The sequence below is a fragment of the Methylobacterium brachiatum genome (genome assembly GCF_900113845.1).
In the GTDB taxonomy this organism is placed as follows: domain Bacteria; phylum Pseudomonadota; class Alphaproteobacteria; order Rhizobiales; family Beijerinckiaceae; genus Methylobacterium; species Methylobacterium brachiatum.
Genome location: NZ_FOQW01000024.1, coordinates 36,867 through 58,664, shown reverse-complemented (window position 1 = coordinate 58,664; position 21,798 = coordinate 36,867). Strand labels below are relative to the sequence as shown.

The window sequence follows — 21,798 nt, the reverse complement described above, 5'->3', positions numbered from 1 at the left end:
TTCGGCTTCAGGCGGCCCGGTCGTCCCGCCCGGCATAGCGGCTCGCCACCGCCTCGCCCTCGTCCACGATCGCCTCGGCGATCCGGAGGGCGAGGGCGTTGCAGGCCTCGTCATAGGCGTGGGGATCCGCCTGGACGGCCGCCCGCGTCACCGCGCCGACCCGGTCGCGGACGATCTCACGGGCGATGCGCAGGGCATCGGCAAACGGCTCATAGGGGCGCGGCATGGTCGTCGCTCCGGCGGCATCGGGCCATGATGGCCCGGGTGGCGGCTGCAACGGCCTTGCGGGCGAAAGTGTTCCCGCGCACGCTGGACAGGGCCACGGCCGCGTCCCAGATCGGCTTCGGTTGAAGCAGGCGAGCGACGATGAACGCGGCAGGGCCTCAGGTCGCTTGCGGTCCCTCCTAGGCTGAGACCCGCCGTGTCTTGTCCGGATTGCGCACCACGTAGATGGCGACGACCTTGTCCTGCCGGACATGCAGCGCCGTCGTCTGGACGACCCCGCCCGCCTCGACGGTGACGAAACCCGGCAACCCATCGATGACGGCATAGCGCACCAGCCGGGACGGGTTCTGTACGAAATCGCGGGCCATGGCCGCGTGGCGTACGAGGACCACGTGCTGCCCGACGAGCGGTTCCGGCGATGCCGGAACCTTGCCGCCGCCATCGGCCATGGCAACAACCTCGTCCGCCAAAAGGGCACGCAACGCATCCATGTCGCCGCTGCGCGAGGCGGCGAAGAACGCGGCAGCGATTCTCAGCCCGTCCTCCCGGGCGACAGTGAAGCGCGGCCGGGTCTCCCGGAGATGCGCGCGGGCGCGGCTGCTGAGCTTGCGGCACGCCGCCTCCTCCCGTCCAAGCGCCTCGGCCAAGTCCGAGAACGCCATTCCGAACACGTCGTGCAGCAGGAAGGCCGCCCGCTCCAGCGGCGACAGGCGTTCCAGTGCGATCATCAGCGGCAGGGTGATGTCGTCGAGTTCGTCCGGCTCGTCGGGATCGAAGATCGGCTCAGGCAGCCACGGTCCGAGATAGGTTTCGCGTCGGCGACGCGCCGATTTCAGCTGATTGAGGCAGAGGCGCGTGACCACAATCCGCAGGAATGCGCCCGGCTCCCGCACCGCCCCCCGATCGGCGGCCAGCCACCGAGCATAGGCGTCCTGCACCACGTCTTCCGCATCGGCCAGCGAACCCAGCATGCGATACGCGAGCCGGATCAGGGCGGGGCGGGATTCCCGAAGGCCTGTTTCGGGGACGGCGCCGCTGGACGCGGTCACAGGCTCAGCGCCTCACGCCCGCGCACGAACTGCCGCGTGACCTGCGCGACGCGCCGGCCGAGATGCCGCGCAGTCGCGAGGTCGGCTTCCGGCGGCGCGCGTTCGGGACCTTCGTCCGTGTTCGACTGGGCCGCCGCGCCGAGCCAGTAGCCGAGCCGGTTGAGATCCTGCTCCGACCCCGTGGTCGAGCTGTTCGCTGGCGGCAGATCGAGGCTAACCCAATGCATGCCGTGCTGTGCCGCGAACAGGGCCATCTGGACGAGCGTCGACAGCTTGTCGCCGGCCCGCGCACCGGAATTGGTGAACCCGGCGGCGATCTTGTCCTTCCACAGATAGCCCGCAGCCATAACCGCGCGCGACGTCGCTTCCTCGAACGCCTTGAACGCGGCGGAGGCCGCCCCCGTGTAGGTCGGTGCGCCGAAGATGATCGCCGGGGCGGCTTCGAGAATGGCCCAGGACCGGTCGACGTCCTCGACGGGCAGGAGCAGGGCTTCGGTGCTGTCGACGAGGCGTACGCCCGCCGCCACGGCTTCGGCCTGCCGGGCTGTGTGTCCGTAGCCGGAATGAAACACGATCGCGATCCGCATGGCCCCGGATGCCGGCGCCTTGCCCTTCAGCTGCTCTTGCACGGTTTTGTCGTCCATCGTCCCACCTGTCAGTTCCGCGACGGATGACATGACAAGGAAGCCCTGCCCGGTGTGACATGCGGCCGGTCCCGGCAACGACCATTTTATCGAACGCGGTCCCGCCTCCGCTGGACAGGGCCGCGACCGCGTCCCAGATCGGCTTCGGTTGAAGCAGGCGAGCGACGATGACTTCCGAGACGAACCCACCGCCGGTCCTCGACGACGAGACCCTGGCCTTTGCCGGCCGGGTCTTCCAGTATGCCCGGATGGGCCATGCCGATGAGCTGGCCGAGCTGTTCGGGCAGGGCCTTCCGGCGAATCTGCGCAACGACAAGGGCGACAGCCTGCTGATGCTCGCCGCCTATAACGGCCAGGCGGAGGCGACCCGGGTGATCCTGGAGGCCGGCGGCGACCCGGAACTCGCCAACGATCGCGGCCAGACCCCGCTGGCCGGCGCCGCCTTCAAGAACGAGATCGCGATCGCCCGGCTGCTGCTCCAGCACGGCGCCGCGGTGGACGGGACCGGCACCGGCAGCCGCACGGCCCTGATGACCGCGGCGATGTTCGACCGCACCGAGATGGTGACGCTGCTCCTCGAGCACGGCGCCGACCCGGATTTCCGCGACGCCGCCGGCCAGAGCGCCGCCGACATGGCCCGGGCCATGGGCGCCCAGGCGACCCCGGGCCAGCTCGACGCAGCGGCGCGGAAGGCGGGGTGAGGGGTCAGGGAATTATGGGACGAAAGCGGCATGATGCGGAGGGCAACGCCGATCGGCTGCGCCCTCACGTCTGTCCCCACGCGATCACGACACCCTTTGCTTCAGCAAGAGTTGGATCGCGAACGCGATGCGATCCTTGGACGTTGTCGCTTCCAGTTTGGCGATACCGTCCTCGGCTTGAGCGATCGCTGTGAGAGCATCTGCACGGGACACGCGATGCGTCGGATCATAGTCGGCGCTGTGCCGCTGCACCTGAAGCCCCTGGAAGACATCGCCGACCCGGATCAGATCACTGGGAAAACCGAGACTGCGCAGTTGTTTGCACGCGCTCCTGGCATCTCCGTGGTTCAAGGCGCGATACGTATGGCGCCATGCTTTGTCCGGGCGGTCGCGTCCCGTTCCGGCAAGTCGATCCGCACAGTCTCGCGCAAGCGCATGAAAGAGCGCGTAATAGGCGGTGCTGATCGCGCGCTTCAGATCCGATTGCCGCGGCCTGCCGACACTGGCCTTTGCGAGCCGTCGTGCCGTTCCGAGAAGCTCCCGGCTCATCACCGGCGACGGGGGCTCGGGGTTGCTTCCGGAACCATGTGCCGAAGATAGGCGAAGCGGGGTTCGCGCAGTTCGAACAGTCTGTCGTTCAGCTTTGTGAGCGTCTCTGATGCGATTCGGGGATCGGGCTCGGACGCGGGATCGTTGTAGTGGACCCGGACTTGGATGATCGGATCTCCGCCAGCATCCTCGGCTTCGATCGCCTCGATATCACGCACCCCGAAGCGGCCGAGTTGCTCGCGGACGACCGTATCAATAGCTGCGTGGAGGGCAGGGCTAATCTCAGTGCCGATCATGATCACGTCTTAGCATGCCGGGCGATCGTAAACCATCGGCGGAGGGGGAAATCGCTCTGTGCGGTCAATGAAGGTCTTTCTCGAACTGCCCGGACAAGCCGTCCCGAAAACTATTGGTCCTTCCTCGCAGCTCGAATAAGAAAACCATCAAACCGGCTGCTGCGGCCGCAAAACTAAAACAAATCTCAGATCGAAGGAAACGCCGTGCCGCATGTGACCGGACTTCGCCCCGCGCTGATCGCCCTTGCGACCCTCCTGCCCCTCCCAACCATCGCCGCCGAGACCCCCTGGCCGGCCTTCGGGCACGATCACAGCAACCGCAACTTCTCCGACCTGACCCAGATCGATCGCGCCAGCGTCGGGCGGTTGCGGCCGGCCTTTCTGTTCCAGACCGGGGTGACCGGCTATTTCCAGGCGCAGCCGGTGATGGTCGACGGCGCGCTCTACCTCTCCACGACCCAAAACAACGTCGCGGCGCTCGATGCCCGGACCGGCCGGCCGCTCTGGACCTACACGCACAGGCCGCGCACGGAAAAGATCTTCGGCCCGCCCTCCAACCGTGGGGTCGCGGTGTCGGACGGCCTCGTGTTCGAGGCGACTATGGACGGCCGCCTGATCGCGCTCGACGCCAAGACCGGCCGGGTGGTCTGGGACAAAGAGGCGGTGCGCCCGGAGGAGGGCGAGAGCGAGACCGCCTCGGATCTCGCGGGCAAGCTCGGCGGCAAGGCGGTGCAGGGCTCGAGCCGACTCGGCTTCAAGATGCCGCCGCTGGTGGCCGAGGGGCTGGTGATCGTCGGGGTTACCGGGGCGGGCTACGGCCTGCATGTCGAGGACGAGGCCGGCGGCCTCGATGGCGGCGCCGTGGTCGGGATCGAGGGCGGCTACGGCCGGCGCGGCTGGCTCGCCGCCTACGATGCCAAGACCGGCGCGGAGCGCTGGCGCTGGTACGTCACCCGGTCGGAGGGCTGGGAGGGCGGCTTCGTCGCGCAGACCGTGGACGGCGTGCCGCTCCAGCGGGACATCGCCGCCGAGAAGGCCGCGGCGCCGGCCAACCGCGAGGCCTGGCGGGTCGGCGGCGGATCTCTCTGGATGACCCCGGCCTACGACCCGGATCTCGGCCTGATCTTCCTCGGCACCGGCAACCCGGCGCCGCAGAATTTCGGCCTCTCGCGCCCGGGGGACAACCTCTACACGATGTGCCTCGTGGCCCTCGACGTCCGCACTGGGCAGCTGCGCTGGTATTCCCAGCAGGTGCCGCATGACGAGTGGGGCTACGATGTCGCCGCGCCGCCCTTCCTGCTCGATGGGCCGAACGGCGCCAAGGCCGTGGCCTCGGCCAGCAAGACCGGCTGGATCTACGTCCACGACCGCGCGACCGGGAAGCTGCTCACCCGCTCGGCCCCGCTGATCGAGCAGAAGAACCTGTTCGCGCCGCCGACCCCGCAGGGCACCGTGGTGGCGCCGGGCCCGCTCGGCGCCGTCTCGTGGCCGCCCACCGCCTATGACGGGCGCCTCGCCTACGTGCAGGTCCGCCACGGCGCGACCACCTACACGGTCAAGACCGTGCCGGCAGCCGGGGACCGGCCGGAGATCCGCTACACCGAGACCGGCGAGGCCAAGGGCGAGCCGTCCTTCAGCACCCTGACGGCGGTCGACCTGGCGGATGGCGGCAAGATCGCCTGGACGATGCGCTCGGGCAGCCGGCTCTCCGGCGGCACGCTGGCGACGGCGGGCGGGCTGGTCTTCTCCGGCGAGGAGGACGGGCATCTCGACGCTCACGATTCCCGCGACGGGACGCTGCTGTGGCGCTTCCAATGCGGTGCCGGCATCAGCGGCCCGGCCATGACCTACGCGCTCGACGGCAAGCAGTACCTGGCGGTGGCGGCGGGCGGCGCGTCCTTCACCAAGGCTTCCGGGTTCGGCACCGGCGACGCACTGCTGGTCTTCGCGCTGCCCGATTGACGCCCACCGAGCTTGACTGGAGGAGTTCCAGCCTTTGGCGGCGGGGATTCGTCCGGACGATGACGCACGAGCAGGGCAGGGACGGCGGGATTGCGGATGGCCAGCCGACCCACCGCGGGGCGCCGGTGATCCGGACCATCGCGATGCCGGCCGACACCAACCCGGCGGGCGACATCTTCGGCGGCTGGCTGATGGCCCAGATGGATCTGGCCGCCGGCAACGTCGCGGCGCGGCGCTCGCGCGGGCGCTGCGCCACCATCGCGGTCGACGCGATCACCTTCCACCACCCGGTCTTCGTCGGCGACGAGGTCAGCCTCTACGCCTGGCTGATCAAGGTCGGGCGCTCGTCCCTGCGCATCCAGGTCGAGGTCTGGCGGCGGGAGCGGGCGAGCGAGACCACCATGAAGGTCACCGAGGCGACCTTCACCTTCGTGGCGATCGGCGACGACCGCCGCCCGCGACCGGTGCCGCCGGAGGCGGGCGGGATGTGACGCGCCTGCGCGGCGCGTCAGGGCTTTACGATGCCGGGGACGTGCTGCCGGGGCGGGGCGCCGGCATGACGGTCTACGCTACGAGCGGCGGGTTCAGGCGGGCGAACCCCTCCTGCCGGTAATACGGACAGTGCGGATAGGGCGCGGTGACGGCGCTGGCAGCGTCGAGCGCGGCGCTCTGCTCGGCGGTGAGCGTCCACCCGATTGCGCCGAGATTGTCGCGAAGCTGCGCCTCGTCGCGGGCACCGATGATGACCGAGGACACCGTCGGCCGCTGGATCAGCCAGTTGAGCGCCACCTGCGGCACGGTCCTGCCGGTCTCGGCGGCGACCCGGTCCAGCGCCGCGACCACGCGGTAGAGATGCTCGTCATCGACCGGGGGCCCGAAACGCGCCGTCTCGTGTAGCCGGCTGCCTCTGCGTCTCCGGAACCAGCCTCGGACCGGGACCGCAGAGATATGGCATCGACCTCGACGGTTGACGGCCGAGTCAACTACGTTTGTAGGCCATCCGATAATCCCCTGTCGAGGAGACGCTTGCATATGCCAGCGTGGGCAATACTTCGCACCCGATGGTTGTCTCTTCGGCACGTGATCGTTTTGTTCTCAGCGCTGTCGATGATGACGTCGTCCGCATTGTCTGCGAGTGCGGCGCATACACTCGAGATGGCTCTGCGGAAGGTACCTGAATCCGCGCTCGCGTCATCCGATCCCATCCCGGTGGTCTTCCTGGACGTCCGGGCGGTGTCGAACGTGGAAGGCGGTGCGTCGAGCGACGCGGCCGTGCACCGCATGGTCTTCTCGCAAAGCATCCGCCCGCTCGGGGCCCTCCAGTCCGGCGGTGCACGAACATGGACCGAGAAGGCGGGGATCGCCCTCAAGGACATCGCCTACTTCGCGGCCTTCGGCCAATTGCCGACACGCGTCACGTGCTGGGGCTTTGACGATCCCGCGGCATCGGAAAAACTCCTCGACAAACTGCAGACCCTGACGTTTCGGCAGGTTTCGGCCTCTCCGCGCATCCTCGCGAATGGTGAGCCGCGGGCCATGAACCTGAAGGAACGGCAGCCGGACAATCCCTGGTCCGGCCCCTTGGGCGAGACCAGCGCTGTCATGGCGATGGATGCGGCGATCCTTCAAGCGTCTGCGGCCGAGGGCTTGGAACAGCTTGTCAGCCTGACGCGGAGCGTTGCGGAGAACGCTGCTGTCGCCGTTGCCCTGACAGGTCTGACGACCCTCGATGCAGGCGATCATGGCGGTATCCTCCAGGCGGCGGTCTTCACACCCGTGATCGGAATGCCGCTCCTCGATCCTGCTGCGTTCGTTGCAAGGCCCGATCTGGGATCGGTGACGAAAGCGATCGAGAGCCGCCTCGAGGGAAGCCAGGACGGCATTCCCGCTTATGCGGGCGGCATCCTGGCGGATTATCAGAGCTCCGATGCGCCGGCTCTGGTCGTGTCTCTTGCCTATCCCGATTGCGCGATGGCCGACACGGCAGTCTCTGCTCTCAAGACGCGTTGGCAGGCTGGCATGCCGCCGGTGGCATCCATCGAAGGCCGCTCGGTGACGAGCCCAGGGGGTGGCTGCGCGGCCGTCGTTCGCTTCAACCAATCGACCGGCTCGAAAGCTGCGATCGGACAATTTCTCACAGACTATACGCGGCGCGGCTTCAACCTTCTGCAGATTGGATCCGCCCGCTAACACGACCCCGTCCGGCTGCCGCCAAGGTCCGGCCGACAACCGTCCTGCCCTTATGCCGGTGATCCGTTGAAGACGCCGCGCGAACTCACGAAGCTCGGCTGCGGCGACCACCAGGACAAGCGCCGGTTGGCCGCCCCCGGGGTGTGAAGCCGGCGGTCAGAACCGTCGGCCTCCAACCGCCCGGCCGTTGCGCGACGGCGGTGCGGGATCGATCGAACGGCCCGCCTTCACCCCCGCGCGATCGCGTAGCGCGTCCGCAACCGCAGGCCGAACACCGCCATCATGAACATGCAGCAGGTGGCGTTGTTGCCGTTGTAGAGCACGGTCTCGAACGAGGCCGAGACGAGGCCCAGGAACCACAGGCGCAGGAACAGCAGCGTCTCCGCGTCGAGTTCCCGGCCGCCGCGCTGCAGGTCGCGCACGGGGGCCAGCACGAAGGCCCAGACGGTGAGCACCAGGAACGGGAAGCCGCCGATCAAGGCCGTGTCGAGATAGGCGTTGTGCGAGTGGTTGGCGGTGTTGACCCAGGTCAGTTCCTCGGAGCCGCCATACATGGTCCGCTCGGTCATCCAGAAGGCGCCGATGCCCCAGCCCCGCCAGGGGCGGACCATGATGTTGTCGAGGGCGAATTGCCAGATCTCGCTGCGGCCCGTGAAGGTCGCGTCGGTCAGGAGCGCGCCGATCCCGTCCTGGATCGCCGGAACCAGGATCGAGCCGATCGAGATCAGCGAGAACCCGAGGATCGGCCCGAGCAGCAGCAGGCCGCGCAGGCCGCCGCCGGTGAAGACCCGGCACAGGCCGGTGACCGCCAGGATCACCGGCAGAAGCAGGATCGCGGTCTTGGAGCCGCTCGCCACCAGCAGCCCGATCGCCAGGGCCACGATCGTCCAGCCGAGCACCCGGCTCGCCGCGGAGGCGACGTAGAGCCCGACGATCACCAGGATCACCATGGCGGCCCCGGCCTCGTTCTTCTGCGGGAAGATGCCCCGCCACAGGCCCGGATGGCTCGGATCGGAATTCACGTCGAAGGCCGAGTGGATCGCCAGGTTCGGCACCAGAGCCACCGCCAGATAGGACGAGATCAGGATCACCAGGGCCGCGCCGGCCAGGGTCAGGGCCAGCTGCCGCGGCGACCGGGCGACCAGCAGCACCCCGGCCGACAGCATCGCCGCGATGGCGAACAGCACGAGCCGCCGCAGCGACAGGCTCGGCTCGACCGACAGGAGTGCCGTGACCCCGAGCCAGCCGGCGCAGAGCGTCAACGGCCAGGTCGCCAGCGGGCGCAGGTGGCGGAACCCGATCCGGTGGATCGCCGCCGCCATGCCGAGCCCGGCCGCGACGAACAGGATCTGGGTCAGCAGGCTGCCCGCCTCGGAGGCGGCGAGCGAGGAGCGGTCGGACAGGTCCTCGAACCAGACATGGTTCCACAGCAGGACGAACACCGCCCCGTTCAGGAGCACGCGCAGCACATCCGGCACGTCGCGCGCCGCCGCGCCGGGCCGAACCCTCCCCGCCGGGATCCCGATCGCCGCGTCCGCCGAAGCCATGCCGTTCCACCGCCGGGGCCGCGGGATGCGGCACTCCTCATTGTAGCGGCTGCGGCCGCCGGGGCGATGGGGGGATCTGCGGTTGCGGCGGAGGATCTGGCGATAACCTTAGCGGGCGGCCCCCACGGTGACGGCATAGACTGGTGGATCTGGCAATGGAGACACCTCCTGGCGTATAGATCCGCTTACGGCATATCGAGGAGTAACCCCATGAAGGCCAAGGTGATGCCTGATGGGCGGATGAGCCTGCCCGCCGACCTCCGCAAGAAGCATGGGCTCGGCAATGGCGGCGAGGTCATCGTCGAAGACATCGGGGACGCCATCGTGCTCCGGACGCTGGATCAGGTGGTGGCGCGCGCGCAGGAGATGAGCCGCCGGTTGATCGGCGGCAAAGCCGGCGCCACGGTCGAGGATTTCCTGGCCGACCGCGCCCGCGAGGCTGAGCGCGAATGACACGCTTCGTCCTCGACGCCTCGGCACTCCTTGCGCTCCTGCTCGGAGAGCGGGGGGCCGACACGGTCAAGGCTGGGCTCGACGGCTCCGTCATGACGACCGTCAATCTCGCCGAGGTGGTCAGCTACTATGCGAAGCTTGGCGCTGGACGCCGCGACATCGAGATGCTGCTGCGGCCGCTGCCGATCCGCCTGTTTCCCGTCGATGCGGCATTGTCCTACGACGCCGGCCTCTTACGTTCGATCACGCTCGAAGGCGGCCTATCGCTGGGGGACCGCTATTGCTTGGCTCTGGCGAAGCGAGAAGGCGTACCCGCTCTCACGGCGGAGCGGCGCTGGCCGGACATCGCCGGGGCCGCCGGTGTGACGATCGAGCTGATCCGCTGAGACAGGAATGCGTTGCGGCAGGACTTCTTGCAGGACTTCTTGGATGTGACGTTTCGTCGGTCAGAATGTTTTCGCCGCCGCTCCTGCATCGGTCGTGGCGGTTAGTCCGGTCCGGCCGAGCCTCATCGCAATACTTTCGGCCCGCGCAAGAAACAGGTGCATCATGACCCAATCGGCATCCCGGGCGGTTATCGTCCAGCCCGGCGGCGGCTTCGACAAGGTGGGGTTCGGCGAGCGGCCCGTGCCCGCACCGGGCCCCGGCGAGATCACCGTGCGGCTGCGGGCGAGTTCGCTCAACTATCACGACTATGCCGTGGTCAGCGGCACCTGGGGGCCGAGCGAGCCGCGGGTGCCGATGTCCGACGGGGCGGGCGAGGTCGAGGCGATCGGCCCCGGGGTGGACGGGTTCGCGGTCGGGGACCGGGTGGTCAGCACCTTCTTCCCGACCTGGCTCGACGGCACGCCGCAGGTCGAGGGGTTCGCCACCGTGCCGGGCGACGGAATCGACGGCTATGCCCGCGAGCGGGTCACGGCGACCGAGACCGCCTTCACCCACGCCCCCCGGGGCTGGGACCATGCTGAGGCCGCGACCCTGACCACGGCGGCGCTCACCGCCTGGCGGGCGCTCCACGACGATGCCGGGCTCAAGAGCGGCGACGTGGTGCTGGTGCAGGGCACCGGCGGCGTCTCGCTGTTCGCGCTGCAATTCGCCAAGGCGGCCGGCGCGACCGTGATCGCCACCTCGTCCAGCGACGCCAAGCTCGAGCGCCTGCGCGGCCTCGGGGCCGACCACCTGATCAACTACCGCGCCGATCCGGCCTGGGGCGAGACCGCGAAGCGCCTGACCGACGGGCGCGGCGTCGACCACGTGCTCGATGTCGCCGGGCCGGGGACCCTGGAACAGTCGATGGCGGCGGTGCGGGTCGCCGGCCACATCTCGGTGATCGGGATCCTCACCGGCGTGGCCGGGCCGCTGCCGCTGGTCCCGGCGCTGATCCGCCAGATCCGGCTCCAGGGCGTGCTGGTCGGCAGCCGGAGCCAGCAGATCGCGATGATCCGCGGGATCGAGGCCTGCGGCCTGCGGCCGGTGGTGGACAGCGTCTACCCGCTGGACGAGCTCGTCGCGGCGTTCCGGCACCAGGAGAGCAACCGGCATTTCGGCAAGATCTGCGTCCAGATCTGAGGGGCCGGGATCGGGTAGGATGGCGGCCTCCGCGGTCGCCATCCCTCCGAGCCGATGCCCACAGACCCAACCGCCCCTTTGCTGCCCGTCGGATTCGCGGCGGTGCCGCCGGGCCACATCGCCGCCATCGTCACCAGCCTCGAGATGCTCGGGCCGCCGGTCCCGCGCCCGGCCAAACCCTTGCCGGACGGGATGGCGCTGCACCCGCTCGTCCGACCCGATTGCGAGACCTATCGCGACCTCTATCGGGCGGTCGGCGCCGACTGGCTGTGGTTCTCGCGCCTGACCCTGTCGGACGCGGCGCTGCGGGCGATCCTCGACGACCCGCGGGTGGAGATTCTGGCGCTCCACCGGGACGGGACGGATCTCGGCCTTTTGGAGCTGGATTTCCGCGAGCCGGAGACCTGCGAACTCGCCTTCCTCGGCCTGATCCCGGACGCAGTCGGGCAGGGGCTCGGCCGCACCCTGGTCAATGCGGCGATCGAGAAAGCCTGGTCGCGGCCGATCCGGCGGTTCTGGGTGCATACCTGCACGTTCGACCATCCCGGGGCGCTCGGCCTCTATCGCCGCTCCGGCTTCACGCCCTGCGCGGTCCAAGTCGAGGTGGCCGCCGATCCCCGGCTCACCGGCCTCCTGCCCCGGACAAGCGCCCCGCACGTGCCGCTGCTGGCGTGACCGCCGCGCGTCGAACCCCTTACCGCCGCATCGTGTACTGCGACCGCCCGGCCGCCTGGCGCATCAGGAACGCGGCCATCTCGGCGAGTTCGGGGGCCTTGGAGCGGAAGGTCACCGAGAGGGCGAGCAGCGTGTCCTTGTGGTCGAGCCCGGCATAGACCCGCTCCTGCACGGGCACGTGGGCGGCGCGCAGCTTGGCAGCGAGGCTCACCGTATGGCGGGGCTTCACCACCGTGTCGGCATCGCCGGTGGCCAGGAAGGTCGGGGGCGAGAGCGGGCCCGCGAAGGTCGTCGGCTGGGTCAGCGGCAGGGCCGGGGCCTTGCCGAACACCTTGATCGTGGTGTCCTGATCGAGCGGCAGGAAGTCGTAGGGGCCGGACAAGCCGGCCACCGCCTTGATCGCCTTCGGGTCGACCCCGGCGGCATTGAGGTAGCGCGGGTCGAGCCCGAGCATCACCGCGTTGTAGGCGCCGGCCGAGTGGCCGGCCAGGACGATGCGGCGCGGGTCGCCGCCATAGGCCGCGATGTTGTCGCGCACCCAGGCGAGGGCTGCAGCGCCGTCCTCGAGGAAGCCCGGGAACGCCGTCTCCGGGAACAGGCGGTAATCCGGCAGCACGGTCACGAAGCCCTGCGCGGCCAGCGCGTGGCCGACGAAGGCGTAATCGTCCTTAGAGCCGCTCTGCCAGGAGCCGCCGTAGAAGAACACCAGCACCGGCGCCCGTTCGGCCGCGACCGTGGGGACGTAGACGTCGAGCCGGCGCCGTTGCCCCTCGCCGAAGGCCTGGTCGCGCACCGCCAGGCGGCCGCCGGCATCGCGCGGGCCGATCGCGTCGAACAGGGTCAGCGGCGAGGCGGCGGTGAAGCCGAACGCCGCGAGCCCCAGGCCGAGGAGGCTGGCGAGCGCGATGAGGAGTCGTGTCATATCCCGTCCGGTTGCCCCGATTGGCCCATTCAAGGCGTCGCTCGGGGCGGTTTGATGACGGGAGCGGGGCGACAGGTAAAAAATCAGCGCCGCCGCGCGAACGGTGGAGGCCGGCTTTCGGGCTGGAGGCGGCGCTAGGTTCGCAGCACGATGCAGGCGCCCCCGACCTTGCGGATGCGGCCGCACAGATCGTCGGCGGCCTGCCGGCTCTGGGCCGGGAGGCGGATCCGGTAGAACGCCCGGGTGCCGCGGTTGCGCAGGCGGGTGCCGATGATCATCGGCCGCGCCTCGCCGATCACCCCGGCATAGGCGTTGCGGGCGCGGTTGAAGCTCTGCAGGGCAAGCGCCTTCGAGAAGTTTCCGGCGAGCTGGATGCCCCAGGGCGCCGCCGGGCCCTCGTTCGGCCCGAGCGCGAAGCGGTCGCCGCGGGACGGGATGCGCAGGCTGGCGGTGACCTGCATGCAGGTCACCGGCGCCTCGGGCTTGGTCTCGGCTTTGGCATCCGGCTTGGGCTCGGACTTGACGTCCGACTTGGGCTCGGACTTGACGTCCGGCTTGGCCTTCGCCTCCGGCGCCCCGCTTTCGGGATCGGTGACCGTCGCCGCGGCGCCGCCGCGCCAATCCTCGGCCGGCGCCCCGGTGATGGCGGCGACGTAGGCCCGGGTCTCGGCGGGCAGGCCGCCCTCGCCGGTGAGCCATTTGCTCACGCGGGCGGCACCGCCGTTATAGGCGGCGGCCGCGAGCCCGAGATTGCCGAATTGCCGCTTCAGGTCGGCGAGCAGGTGAGCGGCGTGCGGGATCGCCTGCTCGGGATCGAACGGATCGAGCAACCCGCGCTCCCGCGCCGTGCCGGGCATGAATTGCGCAACGCCCTGCGCGCCGGCCGAGCTCACGACGCCGACGCGAAAGCTGCTCTCGCGCCAGATCAGCCGGGTCAGGAACGGCACCGGCAGCCCGCGCGCCTTGGCGGAAGCGTCGATCAGCCGGCAAAGCGCCTGCTCGACGGTCTCGGTCGCGCCCTCGGACGGGGCCGCGGCGGCCGGTCCGGCCCAGAGGAGCGGGAGGAGGGCGAGGAGCGCGCCGAAGCGCAGGCGGGGGGTGATCACACAACCGCTTGTAGCGAGGCGCACGGGCGGATCAATCCGTACGGTTGGGGGGTGATGACGCGGCGGGCAGAGCCGGCCCGCGCGGTGAGCGCCACGCCTCTCCCCGACGCGTCCCGCATCCTCAGGTGCTGCGCCGCAGCCTCGAACGAGCCCTTCGGGAACCGTGCAGTCGGCTGGAGCCCTTCTGCGCAGTCTCCGCTTTGCTTCGTCATCTCAGGACCACGACAGAAACGGGATAGACCAATCCTGCGCGCCAAACCGCGATGCGAAGCAAATAACCAGATAACGATCTGACTGTATCTGACCCGGCCGCACAGTCTTAGCTTCAAACCGACAGTGCAAGGCCCATTTTTACTCACCGCGCTCCGCCTTGGCCCCCGACTTGCTTAGCCGAAAGCGTCCTTAACGCATCCGGATCGGGGGATGGGGAGCGAGATGGCAGAGGGATCGGGATTCAGTCGACGCAACCTGATTGCCATGGTCGGCGCCGCGGCCGGGAGCGCGGCCGCCTATCAGGTCATGACCAGCCTCGGCTTTGCCGAGGAATCGCCGTATCGCGGGCCGATCCGGCTCGACGGCGACCCCAAGGGCACCTCGGTGCTGATCCTGGGGGCGGGGCTCGCCGGCATGACCGCGGCGCTGGAGCTGCACCGGGCCGGGTACCGGGTGCAGATCCTCGAGTACAACACCCGCGCCGGCGGCCGGAACTGGTCGCTGCGCGGCGGCGACACCTACACGGAGCTGGGCGGCGCCACGCAACGCTGCGCGTTCGATGCCGGCCTCTACCTCAATCCCGGCCCCTGGCGGATTCCCTATCACCACCACGGCGTGCTCGATTACTGCCGCCGGCTGGGCGTGGCCCTGGAGCCGTTCGTCCAGCTCAACCACAACGCCTTCCTGCACAGCGCCGCGGGCTTCAACGGCACGCCGCAGCGGATCCGCACCGTCAAGGCCGATTTCGACGGCGCCACCGCCGAGCTCCTGGCCAAGGCCACCCGCAAGGGCGCCCTCGACGCGCAGGTCTCGAAGGAGGATCAGGAGATCCTGATCGAGGCGCTGCGGTCGCTCGGCGGCCTCGACAAGGATCTCGCCTATCGCGCCGGCCCCGACAGTGCGGAGTTCCGGGGCTATGCCCGGGATCCCGGCGGCGGCCTCTCGGCCCGGCCGGTCGACGGCGAGCCGATGGCGCTGCACGACATCCTGACCGGCAGGCTCTGGCGCGGCCTGCAGAATTTCCTGCTCTACGAGTTCCAGACAACGATGTTCCAGCCGGTCGGCGGCATGGGGCGGATCGGCGAGGCCTTCGCCCGCGCCCTGCCGCCGGACACGATCCGGTACGGCGCCAAGGTCACGGGCCTCGCCCAGGATGCCCACGGCGTCACCGCCACCTACCAGGATCTCGGCCAGGGCGGCGCCATCCGGCAGGCCCAGGCGGATTGGTGCGTCTGCGCCCTGCCGCTGACGGTGCTCAGCCAGATCCCGACCCAGGTCGGCCCGAAGATGAAGGCCGCGATCGACGCGGTGCCCTACGCCTCGTCCGTGAAGGTCGGCCTGCAGTTCAAGCGCCGCTTCTGGGAGGAGGACGAGCACATCTTCGGCGGCATCTCCTACACGGACCTGCCGATCCGCCAGATCTCCTATCCCTCGACCGGCTACAATACCGGCGGCAAGGGCGTTTTGCTCGGCGCCTATACTTGGAACGGGCCGAATTCCTACGAATTCACCGCCATGAGCCCCGCCGAGCGGGTGCGCCGGGCGGTGGCCTACGGCAGCCAGATCCACCCGCAATACCGCACCGAGTTCGAGACCGGGATCGCGGTGGCCTGGCACCGGGTGCCGTTCACCCTGGGCTGCGCCGGCGATTGGACCGACGCGGCCCGGGCCGAGCACTACGACAACCTCTGCGCGATCGACGGGCGGATCATGCTGGCCGGCGAGCACGCCTCGTACATCCCGGCCTGGCAGGAGGGCGCGATCCTCTCGGCGCTCGACGCGGTCACGCGGCTTCACAAGAGGGTCTTGGCAGCATGAGCATGTCTTCGATCGCCCGAACCGCCGCTGTGCTGCTGGCGACCGGCGTCGCCGCCGCCGCGCAGGAACCGGCCACCAGCGCGGCGCTGCCGTCGGCCGGGCCCCCGATGAGCGAGGGCCAAGGCTTCACCGAGAGCGGGGGCGCGGCCCTCTACGCCCAGGTCTGTGCCGCCTGCCATCAGGCGGGCGGGGAGGGCGCGACCGGCGCGGCCGCCTATCCGGCCCTCCTGCACAACGAGAAGCTCGCCAGCGCCGGCTATCCCGTCACGGTGCTGCTGTACGGCCAGCGCGGCATGCCCCCGCTCGGGCGCATGATGAGCGACACGCAGGTCGCGGAGGTGGTGAACTACGTCCGCACCCAATTCGGCAACCGGTACGGCGACGCGGTCGCCCCCGAGGATGTGAAGGCAGCACGGCCATGACCGGACAGAGATTCATCCCGCTCGCCCGCCCGCTCGCCGTGGCGCTCGCCCTGTGGGCCGGGCCGGCGCTGGCCGGGGACATTGCCCGGCACCCGATCCCGGGCTCGGACTTCCCGATCTCGGAGGCGGTCGAGGTCCCGGCCGGGCACGCGACCGTCTATCTCAGCGGCTTCGGGCCTTCGGTGACCAACCCCAACGCCGAGAAGAACTCGGTCGCCGCCTTCGGGGATACCCGCGCCCAGACCGCCTCGACCCTGACCGCCATCGAGGCGGCCCTGAAGCGCCGGAACCTGTCGCTGCGCGACGTGGTGAAGATGACGGTGTTTCTGGTCGGCGACCCGGCCAAGGGCGGGCGGATGGATTTCGCCGGCCTGATGGAGGCCTACCGCGAGCAGTTCGGCACGGCGGCCCAGCCGAACCTGCCGACCCGTTCGGCGGTCCAGGTGGCGGCCTTGGCCAATCCGGGCTGGCTGGTGGAGATCGAGGTCACCGCCGTGCGGCCGTGACCGGGGGCGCCGGCCTCCGATCCCCTGCAACCTCCCATCCCAGGGCCGCCCGGTCAGGCCGCCCCGTCATCGCGCGTGGCGGCCCGATCCTCGCGGAAAGCGGTCTCCCGTTGCCGGGGGTGCCGGACGTCGCCTCACGCCGCGGCCCGGGCGACCCGTTCGTGGTCGACAAGCCAGGCCTGGAAGGGCTCGACCTCCAGCGGGCGCGCGAAGAAGTAGCCCTGCGCCTCGTCGCACTGCATCGCCAGGAGCTGGTCGACCGCCTCGGCGGTCTCGATGCCTTCCGCGACCACGCGGTAGCCGAGATCGTGCGAGAGGCCGATCATCGAGCGGACGAGCGACATCTCCTTCTCGCCCTCGCCGAGCTTCAGCACGAAGCTGCGGTCGATCTTCACGACATGGGCCGGCAGATCCTGGAGATAGGCGAGGCTGCTGTAGCCGGTTCCGAAATCGTCGATGGCGAGGCGGATGCCGGCGGCGGCAAGCTCATCCAGCTGGCGCCGGGCATGGGTGGCATCCTGCATGATCGCGCTCTTGGTGATCTCCAATTCCAGCTGCGTCGGCTCGAGATCGTGGCGCCGCAGCGCGTCCCGGACGGAGGTGCCGAAATCCGTCTCATGCAGGTTGGCCGCCGAGACGTTGACCGAAATCACGATCGCGCAGCCCGCCGCCTGCAAGCGGCGCGCCTGCGCCAGGGCCGTCTCCAGGACGAAGGCCGTCATGGCCTGCGCATGGGGCGAATGCTCGATGACCGGGACGAACTCGCCGGGGGACACGGCCCCCAGATCCGGGTGGTTCCAGCGCAGCAGCGCCTCCGCGCCGATACACCGCCCCGTGGGCAGATCGATCCGCGGCTGGAACACGAGGCGCAGCTGGTCGCCGGCGAGCAGCGCCGGCCCGAAATCCCGCAGCAGGCGGTATCGGCGCCGATAGGCGGCATCGGCCACGGACGAATAGATGCCGACGAGATCGGGCGACGAGCGCGCCTCCTGGACCGCGCCGTAGAGGGCGCGCAGCACGTCCTGCGGTCCCGTCGCGCGGGGCACGAAGGCGGTGACGCCGATGGCGCTGGTCAGGAGCATTCCGGTGATGGAGCGCTGCTGCTCCTGCCGCTGTCCCTCCGTGAGGTAACGGACATACTCGTCCTGCACGACGCCCCGGGGCGCCAGGAAGGCGAATTGCGTGGCCGCGGTGTGGTAGAGCTTGAGCTCCGAGCCGATGGCCCGCTGTATGCCGAGCGCCGCGTCCCGGATCAGATCGTCGATCCGGCCCAGGCCCATGACCCGGGCATAGTCATTGACCTGCTCGGGGCGCGCGAGATCGATCAGCACGGCGAGCCGCGACTCGTCCGGGCGCTCGGCCGCCAGATCGGCGAGGTCATCCAGGAACTGGTTCCGGCTCGGCAGGCCGCTCAGCGGGTCGATCCGCCCGAAGGCGTGCTGCAGCTCGATCTGCGCCATGACCATCGCGGCGAGATCCTTGAGGGCGGCGATCTCGGACTCGACCACGGAGCGCGGCTCGGTTCCCAGGACGCACAGGGCGCCGAGCCCGTACCCGTCGCGGGTCACCAGCGGCGCGCCGGCATAGAAGCGGATGCCGGAGCGGCCGAGCACGCTGTCGGCGTAAGCGGCATCCTGCTGGAAATCGGGGATCACCAGGACATCGGTGGTCTCGGCCACCTGCGCGCAGGGCGCGCCTTCCCGCGGGATCGACCCGTGGTCGACGCCGACGCGCGACTTAAACCATTGCCGGTCGCGGTCCGTCAGCGACACCGCGGAAATCGGCAGATTGAAGATCTGGCTCGCCATCCGCGTGATGCGGTCGAAGCTCTCGCTCGGCGGCGTGTCGAGGAGGTCGAGCTGGAGCAGCGCGCCCAGGCGCGCATCCTCACGACGGGCTCGGTGCAGGGTTTGGGACATCGAACGACGGCGTGCCTCCGTGCGGCGAAGCGACGGGCGGGATTGTCACCGGGTCCCGACCTCGGCTCGCCCAGGTCCATCTGACGGTCTAGACCTTGCCAATTCCTGTTTTCGACACAACAGCCGCCGAAGAGGCTGAAAATTCCGTAACTTGTGGTTGATCTCCCCGGAGCGGATCGCCGGCTCGAGGCAGCATCGCGGGGGAGCTGGGTAACCTGACGTGGTCCGTCGACCCCCCTTCACGCGACCGCGAACACCCGCGCGCCTGCCGGGCGCTCTCCGGCCGGCCGTGCCCTCCCTGGCGGGCTCCTGCGTGGGCACCGCTCGCTTCGCCGCCTTAAGACGAGGGGACGAGTGAGCGAGCCGCGGGATGGATCGCTCGGGCTCCGGCGCGCGCGGTCATGCGGCCGAGCGTTCCGGAAGGGGCCCCGCGCCGAGGCTGCGCTCGATGACGGCGCACAGCCGGGCGCGATCGAACGGCTTTCCAACGTGCCCGTCCGCGCCCGCTGCCAGAAGGTTCTGGACCTGCTCCGGGAGGACGTGCGCGGTCATCGCGATGATCGGCACATGGCGCGCCGTCCCTTCCAGATCACGAATGTGCCGAATGGCAGTCATGCCATCCATCACCGGCATCTCGACATCCATCAAAACCAGATCGTAGGCCTGCTCTCGGACCATGGTCACGGCCTCCTGCCCGTTGCAGGCCGTGGAGATGCGATAGCCCATCGCCTCCAGAACCATCTGGGCGATCTCACGGTTGATGGCCCCGTCCTCGACGAGAAGCAGGTGCGCGCGCCGCGGCGTGCCGCTCGCGCTCGAAACAGGCGGAGCCGTGCCGGTGACGGGATCGAGCGCCTGACTGCCCAGCGGCTCACGCGGAAGCGTGACGCTGAACCAGAACGTTGAGCCCTCGCCGTCCCGGCTCTCCAGGCCGATCGTGCCGCCCATCGCCTCGATCAGGCCCTTGGCAATGGCCAAGCCCAACCCCGTTCCGCCGAAGCGCCGGGTCGTGCTGCTGTCGGCCTGTACGAAGCGCGTGAAGAGCCGCGCCTGCGCCTCGACCGGGATGCCGATGCCGGTGTCGCGAACAGCGACGCGCAGATCGATCCCCGCCGCGGTCGCGGTCCGTGTCAGAACGACGGTCACGGAGCCATGTTGCGTGAACTTGACCGCGTTGTTGACGAGGTTGAGGAGCACCTGCCTCAGCCGCGTCTTGTCCCCCATGACGCGCGGCTCGTCGCTCGCGTCGCCCTCGCATCGCAGGTCGAGCCCTTTGCGCTCGGCGGTGCCGGCGACGAGCGCGACGGTTTCCTCCACGAGGGCGCGCGGCGAGAACGGCTCGGCCTCAAGCACGACGCCATCTGCTTCGATGCGGGCGTAGTCGAGGATGTCGTTGACGACACTCGTCAGGACCTCGCAACCGACCCGCATCTGATCGATGCAGCGTTTCTGGTGCGGGGTAAGGCTGGACTCGTCGCGCAGCAGGTCACCGAACCCGACGATGGCATTCAGCGGCGTGCGCACCTCATGGCTCATCGTCGCCAGGAAATCGCTCTTGGCGCGTTCCCCGGCTTCTGCGCGCGCCTGTGCCGCTTCGGCCCGGTCCCGTGCCTGGGCCAATTCCGCGGTCCGTTCGGACACCCGCCGCTCGAGATCGCAATTGGCTTGCGCGAGCGCGCGATCGCGTTCGCCCAGGCGCGCCAGCAATCCGGTCAGGGCGCCCGTCAGCTCGGAGATCTCCAGATACCCGCGCGGCTTCGGCAGACGAGCCTCGGCGGTGTCGTGGCCGATCGTGCTGGCAGCGCCCGCGAGGGCGCGGAGCGGTCCGGCCAGGTACTCGGCCGCCCACCAACCGAGCAACGCGAAGAGCAGCGTGAAGGCCGCGCCGCCGAGCATCAGCCGATTGACGATCGGACTGGAGATCGCCTTGGCGACCTCGACGGGCTGACGGACCAGGACGGTCCAGGGCAATGTCGGTTGATCGACGGACGGTCGCGCGCGGCTCGCACCGATGAAGTAATCGCCCCCTTCGGGCCATGTGCCGCGGGTGCTCGTGAGTTCGGCGCCGGCGGTCAAGGCCGGGAGCGTCGGCAGTTCGGCCTCGATCCTCCGGCCGGCCTGGTCGCCGGGGCCGAGGATGACGGTCCCGTCGCCCGCGAGGATGAGCACCTCGACGCTCGGCTCGCGCTTCAGGGCCGTCGCGATGGCCGCCCGGCTCATCTCGCGCATCCACGTCACGCTGAGATGCCCGCCGACAACGCCGACATGGGCACCGGTCGAATCGCGCAGCGGCACCGCTACGTCGACGAAGCGTCGGGGCTCACCGTAGAGCAGCGCCGGCAACCGCGTCGCGAGAAGTTTGGCCTCATGGATGTCGATGACGGTCGGCGCCCGGATGCCTTGCTGGAACCACGGGCGCGCCGCGACGCTCTCGCCTTCCAGCATGCCGCCGGTGCTGGCCACGACCGTGCCGGCCTGGTCTGCGAAACCGATCCAGGCATAGGCCGGGTAGCTTTGGCGCAGGGCATCCACCCAGGCGCGCCGTGTCTCTGGCGTCGTGGCGTTCGTCCGCGCGACCGAGGACAGCACAGCCATGTCGCCGAGCCGCTCGGTCATGTTCGCGTCGATGATCTGGCGCAGGTGCTCGGCGAGCTCGGCCGCGTGAGCCTCGGCGCGGATCTGAACGCGTGCGGAGACGAATTGCGAGACCACGGTCGTGGCGGCAGCGGTGAGCAACAAGGCTCCGACTGCGAAGATGAGGGCAAGGAGCGTGCGCAGCCGCATGACGATAACAGACCTGAGACGCGCGGTGATGGCACGAGGCGGTTAATTCGAAACTCTCTTCGCCCCGAAAATCTTGCGAATAGGCCTATTCCCAGCGCCGTCCGGTCCGCCTCGGGTCTCTCCGGGGGAGCCGGGAAGCGAAGGCTGGCTTCCGAAAACGGGATCTGAGGACGGCGCGCCACGGGCCGGAACCGGGCGGGGCCGGGCAGCAGGCCGGCCCGCGCCACCGGCCCGATCCCGATCCATCG

General features: G+C 69.6%; 21 protein-coding genes and 1 pseudogene. 11 read left to right on the top strand and 11 right to left on the bottom strand.

What is annotated here, in order from left to right; genetic code table 11:
- Positions 1-7 precede the first annotated feature (7 nt).
- From BMZ47_RS24860 to BMZ47_RS24850, 3 genes are all read right to left on the bottom strand, one after another.
- On the bottom strand, positions 8-226 hold the full coding sequence (locus tag BMZ47_RS24860) for a hypothetical protein (protein ID WP_007564657.1): 219 nt from the start codon (positions 224-226) through the stop codon (positions 8-10).
- 178 nt (positions 227-404) lie between these two features.
- Positions 405-1,274 (bottom strand): RNA polymerase sigma factor SigJ, encoded by an 870-nt coding sequence (sigJ, locus tag BMZ47_RS24855; RefSeq protein WP_244536932.1) that lies wholly within the window; start codon positions 1,272-1,274, stop codon positions 405-407.
- On the bottom strand, positions 1,271-1,861 hold the full coding sequence (locus tag BMZ47_RS24850; RefSeq protein ID WP_208601112.1) for a flavodoxin family protein: 591 nt from the start codon (positions 1,859-1,861) through the stop codon (positions 1,271-1,273). Before BMZ47_RS24850 ends, sigJ begins: the two co-directional genes overlap by 4 nt.
- A 224-nt stretch (positions 1,862-2,085) precedes the next feature.
- Between BMZ47_RS24850 and BMZ47_RS24845 the strand changes: the two genes are divergently transcribed.
- Positions 2,086-2,619: an ankyrin repeat domain-containing protein gene (locus BMZ47_RS24845; RefSeq protein WP_091864745.1), complete on the top strand. Its 534-nt coding sequence runs from the start codon at positions 2,086-2,088 to the stop codon at positions 2,617-2,619.
- Between the two features lie 84 nt (positions 2,620-2,703).
- Here the strand turns inward: BMZ47_RS24845 and BMZ47_RS24840 are convergent, their stop codons facing one another.
- On the bottom strand, positions 2,704-3,168 hold the full coding sequence (locus BMZ47_RS24840) for a hypothetical protein (RefSeq protein ID WP_091864743.1): 465 nt from the start codon (positions 3,166-3,168) through the stop codon (positions 2,704-2,706).
- Positions 3,168-3,464 (bottom strand): hypothetical protein, encoded by a 297-nt coding sequence (locus BMZ47_RS24835; protein ID WP_139221058.1) that lies wholly within the window; start codon positions 3,462-3,464, stop codon positions 3,168-3,170. Before BMZ47_RS24835 ends, BMZ47_RS24840 begins: the two co-directional genes overlap by 1 nt.
- A gap of 213 nt (positions 3,465-3,677) precedes the next feature.
- On the opposite strand from BMZ47_RS24835, the gene BMZ47_RS24830 reads away from it, so the two are divergent.
- Positions 3,678-5,426, top strand: a complete 1,749-nt coding sequence (locus tag BMZ47_RS24830) for a pyrroloquinoline quinone-dependent dehydrogenase (protein WP_425285079.1) — start codon at positions 3,678-3,680, stop codon at positions 5,424-5,426.
- A 59-nt stretch (positions 5,427-5,485) separates the two neighbouring features.
- Positions 5,486-5,917, top strand: coding sequence for an acyl-CoA thioesterase (locus BMZ47_RS24825; RefSeq protein ID WP_007564665.1), 432 nt, complete (start codon positions 5,486-5,488; stop codon positions 5,915-5,917).
- A gap of 73 nt (positions 5,918-5,990) precedes the next feature.
- On the opposite strand, the pseudogene BMZ47_RS24820 reads toward BMZ47_RS24825, so the two are convergent.
- Positions 5,991-6,332: pseudogene (locus BMZ47_RS24820) on the bottom strand (aldo/keto reductase); the annotation flags it as partial.
- A gap of 249 nt (positions 6,333-6,581) precedes the next feature.
- Between BMZ47_RS24820 and BMZ47_RS24815 the strand changes: the two are divergent.
- Entirely contained in the window at positions 6,582-7,616 is a 1,035-nt protein-coding gene (locus BMZ47_RS24815) for a hypothetical protein (protein WP_244536931.1), read from the top strand.
- A gap of 227 nt (positions 7,617-7,843) precedes the next feature.
- Here the strand turns inward: BMZ47_RS24815 and BMZ47_RS24810 are convergent, their stop codons facing one another.
- The gene (locus BMZ47_RS24810) at positions 7,844-9,163 is read right to left on the bottom strand and encodes an O-antigen ligase family protein (RefSeq protein WP_091864739.1); all 1,320 of its coding nucleotides are present in this window, start codon (positions 9,161-9,163) and stop codon (positions 7,844-7,846) included.
- Between the two features lie 210 nt (positions 9,164-9,373).
- On the opposite strand from BMZ47_RS24810, the gene BMZ47_RS24805 reads away from it, so the two are divergent.
- The 4 genes from BMZ47_RS24805 (at position 9,374) to BMZ47_RS24790 (ending at position 11,860) form a co-directional block, all read left to right on the top strand.
- Positions 9,374-9,616 carry an AbrB/MazE/SpoVT family DNA-binding domain-containing protein gene (locus BMZ47_RS24805; protein ID WP_091864736.1) on the top strand — a complete coding sequence of 81 codons (243 nt, stop codon included), beginning with the start codon at positions 9,374-9,376 and terminating at the stop codon, positions 9,614-9,616.
- On the top strand, positions 9,613-10,002 hold the full coding sequence (locus BMZ47_RS24800; protein WP_091864733.1) for a PIN domain-containing protein: 390 nt from the start codon (positions 9,613-9,615) through the stop codon (positions 10,000-10,002). Before BMZ47_RS24805 ends, BMZ47_RS24800 begins: the two co-directional genes overlap by 4 nt.
- A gap of 163 nt (positions 10,003-10,165) precedes the next feature.
- On the top strand, positions 10,166-11,185 hold the full coding sequence (locus tag BMZ47_RS24795) for a zinc-dependent alcohol dehydrogenase family protein (RefSeq protein WP_091864731.1): 1,020 nt from the start codon (positions 10,166-10,168) through the stop codon (positions 11,183-11,185).
- A gap of 54 nt (positions 11,186-11,239) precedes the next feature.
- A complete protein-coding gene (locus tag BMZ47_RS24790; RefSeq protein ID WP_091864729.1) occupies positions 11,240-11,860 on the top strand; it encodes a GNAT family N-acetyltransferase in 621 nt (206 codons plus the stop codon).
- A gap of 19 nt (positions 11,861-11,879) precedes the next feature.
- Here the strand turns inward: BMZ47_RS24790 and BMZ47_RS24785 are convergent, their stop codons facing one another.
- Together BMZ47_RS24785 and BMZ47_RS24780 are read right to left on the bottom strand one after the other, a co-directional pair.
- Positions 11,880-12,782 carry an alpha/beta hydrolase gene (locus tag BMZ47_RS24785; protein WP_091864726.1) on the bottom strand — a complete coding sequence of 301 codons (903 nt, stop codon included), beginning with the start codon at positions 12,780-12,782 and terminating at the stop codon, positions 11,880-11,882.
- 134 nt (positions 12,783-12,916) lie between these two features.
- The gene (locus tag BMZ47_RS24780; protein WP_244536930.1) at positions 12,917-13,888 is read right to left on the bottom strand and encodes a lytic transglycosylase domain-containing protein; all 972 of its coding nucleotides are present in this window, start codon (positions 13,886-13,888) and stop codon (positions 12,917-12,919) included.
- A gap of 435 nt (positions 13,889-14,323) precedes the next feature.
- On the opposite strand from BMZ47_RS24780, the gene BMZ47_RS24770 reads away from it, so the two are divergent.
- The 3 genes from BMZ47_RS24770 to BMZ47_RS24760 are packed head-to-tail and all read left to right on the top strand — an operon-like array spanning position 14,324 to position 16,847.
- Complete coding sequence (locus tag BMZ47_RS24770; protein WP_091864780.1) at positions 14,324-15,919, top strand: flavin monoamine oxidase family protein; 1,596 nt, start codon at positions 14,324-14,326, stop codon at positions 15,917-15,919.
- On the top strand, positions 15,916-16,341 hold the full coding sequence (locus BMZ47_RS24765; protein ID WP_007564682.1) for a c-type cytochrome: 426 nt from the start codon (positions 15,916-15,918) through the stop codon (positions 16,339-16,341). The genes BMZ47_RS24770 and BMZ47_RS24765 overlap by 4 nt, the downstream gene beginning before the upstream one ends.
- Positions 16,338-16,847 (top strand): RidA family protein, encoded by a 510-nt coding sequence (locus BMZ47_RS24760; RefSeq protein ID WP_091864723.1) that lies wholly within the window; start codon positions 16,338-16,340, stop codon positions 16,845-16,847. Before BMZ47_RS24765 ends, BMZ47_RS24760 begins: the two co-directional genes overlap by 4 nt.
- 134 nt (positions 16,848-16,981) lie before the next feature.
- Here the strand turns inward: BMZ47_RS24760 and BMZ47_RS24755 are convergent, their stop codons facing one another.
- On the bottom strand, positions 16,982-18,766 hold the full coding sequence (locus BMZ47_RS24755; RefSeq protein WP_091864721.1) for a putative bifunctional diguanylate cyclase/phosphodiesterase: 1,785 nt from the start codon (positions 18,764-18,766) through the stop codon (positions 16,982-16,984).
- A 399-nt stretch (positions 18,767-19,165) separates the two neighbouring features.
- Positions 19,166-21,550, bottom strand: a complete 2,385-nt coding sequence (locus BMZ47_RS24750) for a hybrid sensor histidine kinase/response regulator (RefSeq protein WP_091864719.1) — start codon at positions 21,548-21,550, stop codon at positions 19,166-19,168.
- Positions 21,551-21,798 lie beyond the last annotated feature (248 nt).

What these genes read in the sequence shown, in the direction of transcription:
- BMZ47_RS24860 (WP_007564657.1), bottom strand. Translation starts at nt 226, where the DNA reads ATGCCGCGCCCCTATGAGCCGTTTGCCGATGCCCTGCGCATCGCCCGT.
- BMZ47_RS24815 (WP_244536931.1), top strand. Translation starts at nt 6,582, where the DNA reads ATGGCTCTGCGGAAGGTACCTGAATCCGCGCTCGCGTCATCCGATCCC.
- BMZ47_RS24800 (WP_091864733.1), top strand. Translation starts at nt 9,613, where the DNA reads ATGACACGCTTCGTCCTCGACGCCTCGGCACTCCTTGCGCTCCTGCTC.
- BMZ47_RS24805 (WP_091864736.1), top strand. Translation starts at nt 9,374, where the DNA reads ATGAAGGCCAAGGTGATGCCTGATGGGCGGATGAGCCTGCCCGCCGAC.
- BMZ47_RS24850 (WP_208601112.1), bottom strand. Translation starts at nt 1,861, where the DNA reads ATGCGGATCGCGATCGTGTTTCATTCCGGCTACGGACACACAGCCCGG.
- BMZ47_RS24835 (WP_139221058.1), bottom strand. Translation starts at nt 3,464, where the DNA reads ATGATCGGCACTGAGATTAGCCCTGCCCTCCACGCAGCTATTGATACG.
- BMZ47_RS24825 (WP_007564665.1), top strand. Translation starts at nt 5,486, where the DNA reads ATGACGCACGAGCAGGGCAGGGACGGCGGGATTGCGGATGGCCAGCCG.
- BMZ47_RS24795 (WP_091864731.1), top strand. Translation starts at nt 10,166, where the DNA reads ATGACCCAATCGGCATCCCGGGCGGTTATCGTCCAGCCCGGCGGCGGC.
- BMZ47_RS24785 (WP_091864726.1), bottom strand. Translation starts at nt 12,782, where the DNA reads ATGACACGACTCCTCATCGCGCTCGCCAGCCTCCTCGGCCTGGGGCTC.
- BMZ47_RS24845 (WP_091864745.1), top strand. Translation starts at nt 2,086, where the DNA reads ATGACTTCCGAGACGAACCCACCGCCGGTCCTCGACGACGAGACCCTG.
- BMZ47_RS24755 (WP_091864721.1), bottom strand. Translation starts at nt 18,766, where the DNA reads ATGTCCCAAACCCTGCACCGAGCCCGTCGTGAGGATGCGCGCCTGGGC.
- BMZ47_RS24750 (WP_091864719.1), bottom strand. Translation starts at nt 21,550, where the DNA reads ATGCGGCTGCGCACGCTCCTTGCCCTCATCTTCGCAGTCGGAGCCTTG.
- BMZ47_RS24790 (WP_091864729.1), top strand. Translation starts at nt 11,240, where the DNA reads ATGCCCACAGACCCAACCGCCCCTTTGCTGCCCGTCGGATTCGCGGCG.
- BMZ47_RS24765 (WP_007564682.1), top strand. Translation starts at nt 15,916, where the DNA reads ATGAGCATGTCTTCGATCGCCCGAACCGCCGCTGTGCTGCTGGCGACC.
- BMZ47_RS24760 (WP_091864723.1), top strand. Translation starts at nt 16,338, where the DNA reads ATGACCGGACAGAGATTCATCCCGCTCGCCCGCCCGCTCGCCGTGGCG.
- BMZ47_RS24770 (WP_091864780.1), top strand. Translation starts at nt 14,324, where the DNA reads ATGGCAGAGGGATCGGGATTCAGTCGACGCAACCTGATTGCCATGGTC.
- BMZ47_RS24810 (WP_091864739.1), bottom strand. Translation starts at nt 9,163, where the DNA reads ATGGCTTCGGCGGACGCGGCGATCGGGATCCCGGCGGGGAGGGTTCGG.
- BMZ47_RS24840 (WP_091864743.1), bottom strand. Translation starts at nt 3,168, where the DNA reads ATGAGCCGGGAGCTTCTCGGAACGGCACGACGGCTCGCAAAGGCCAGT.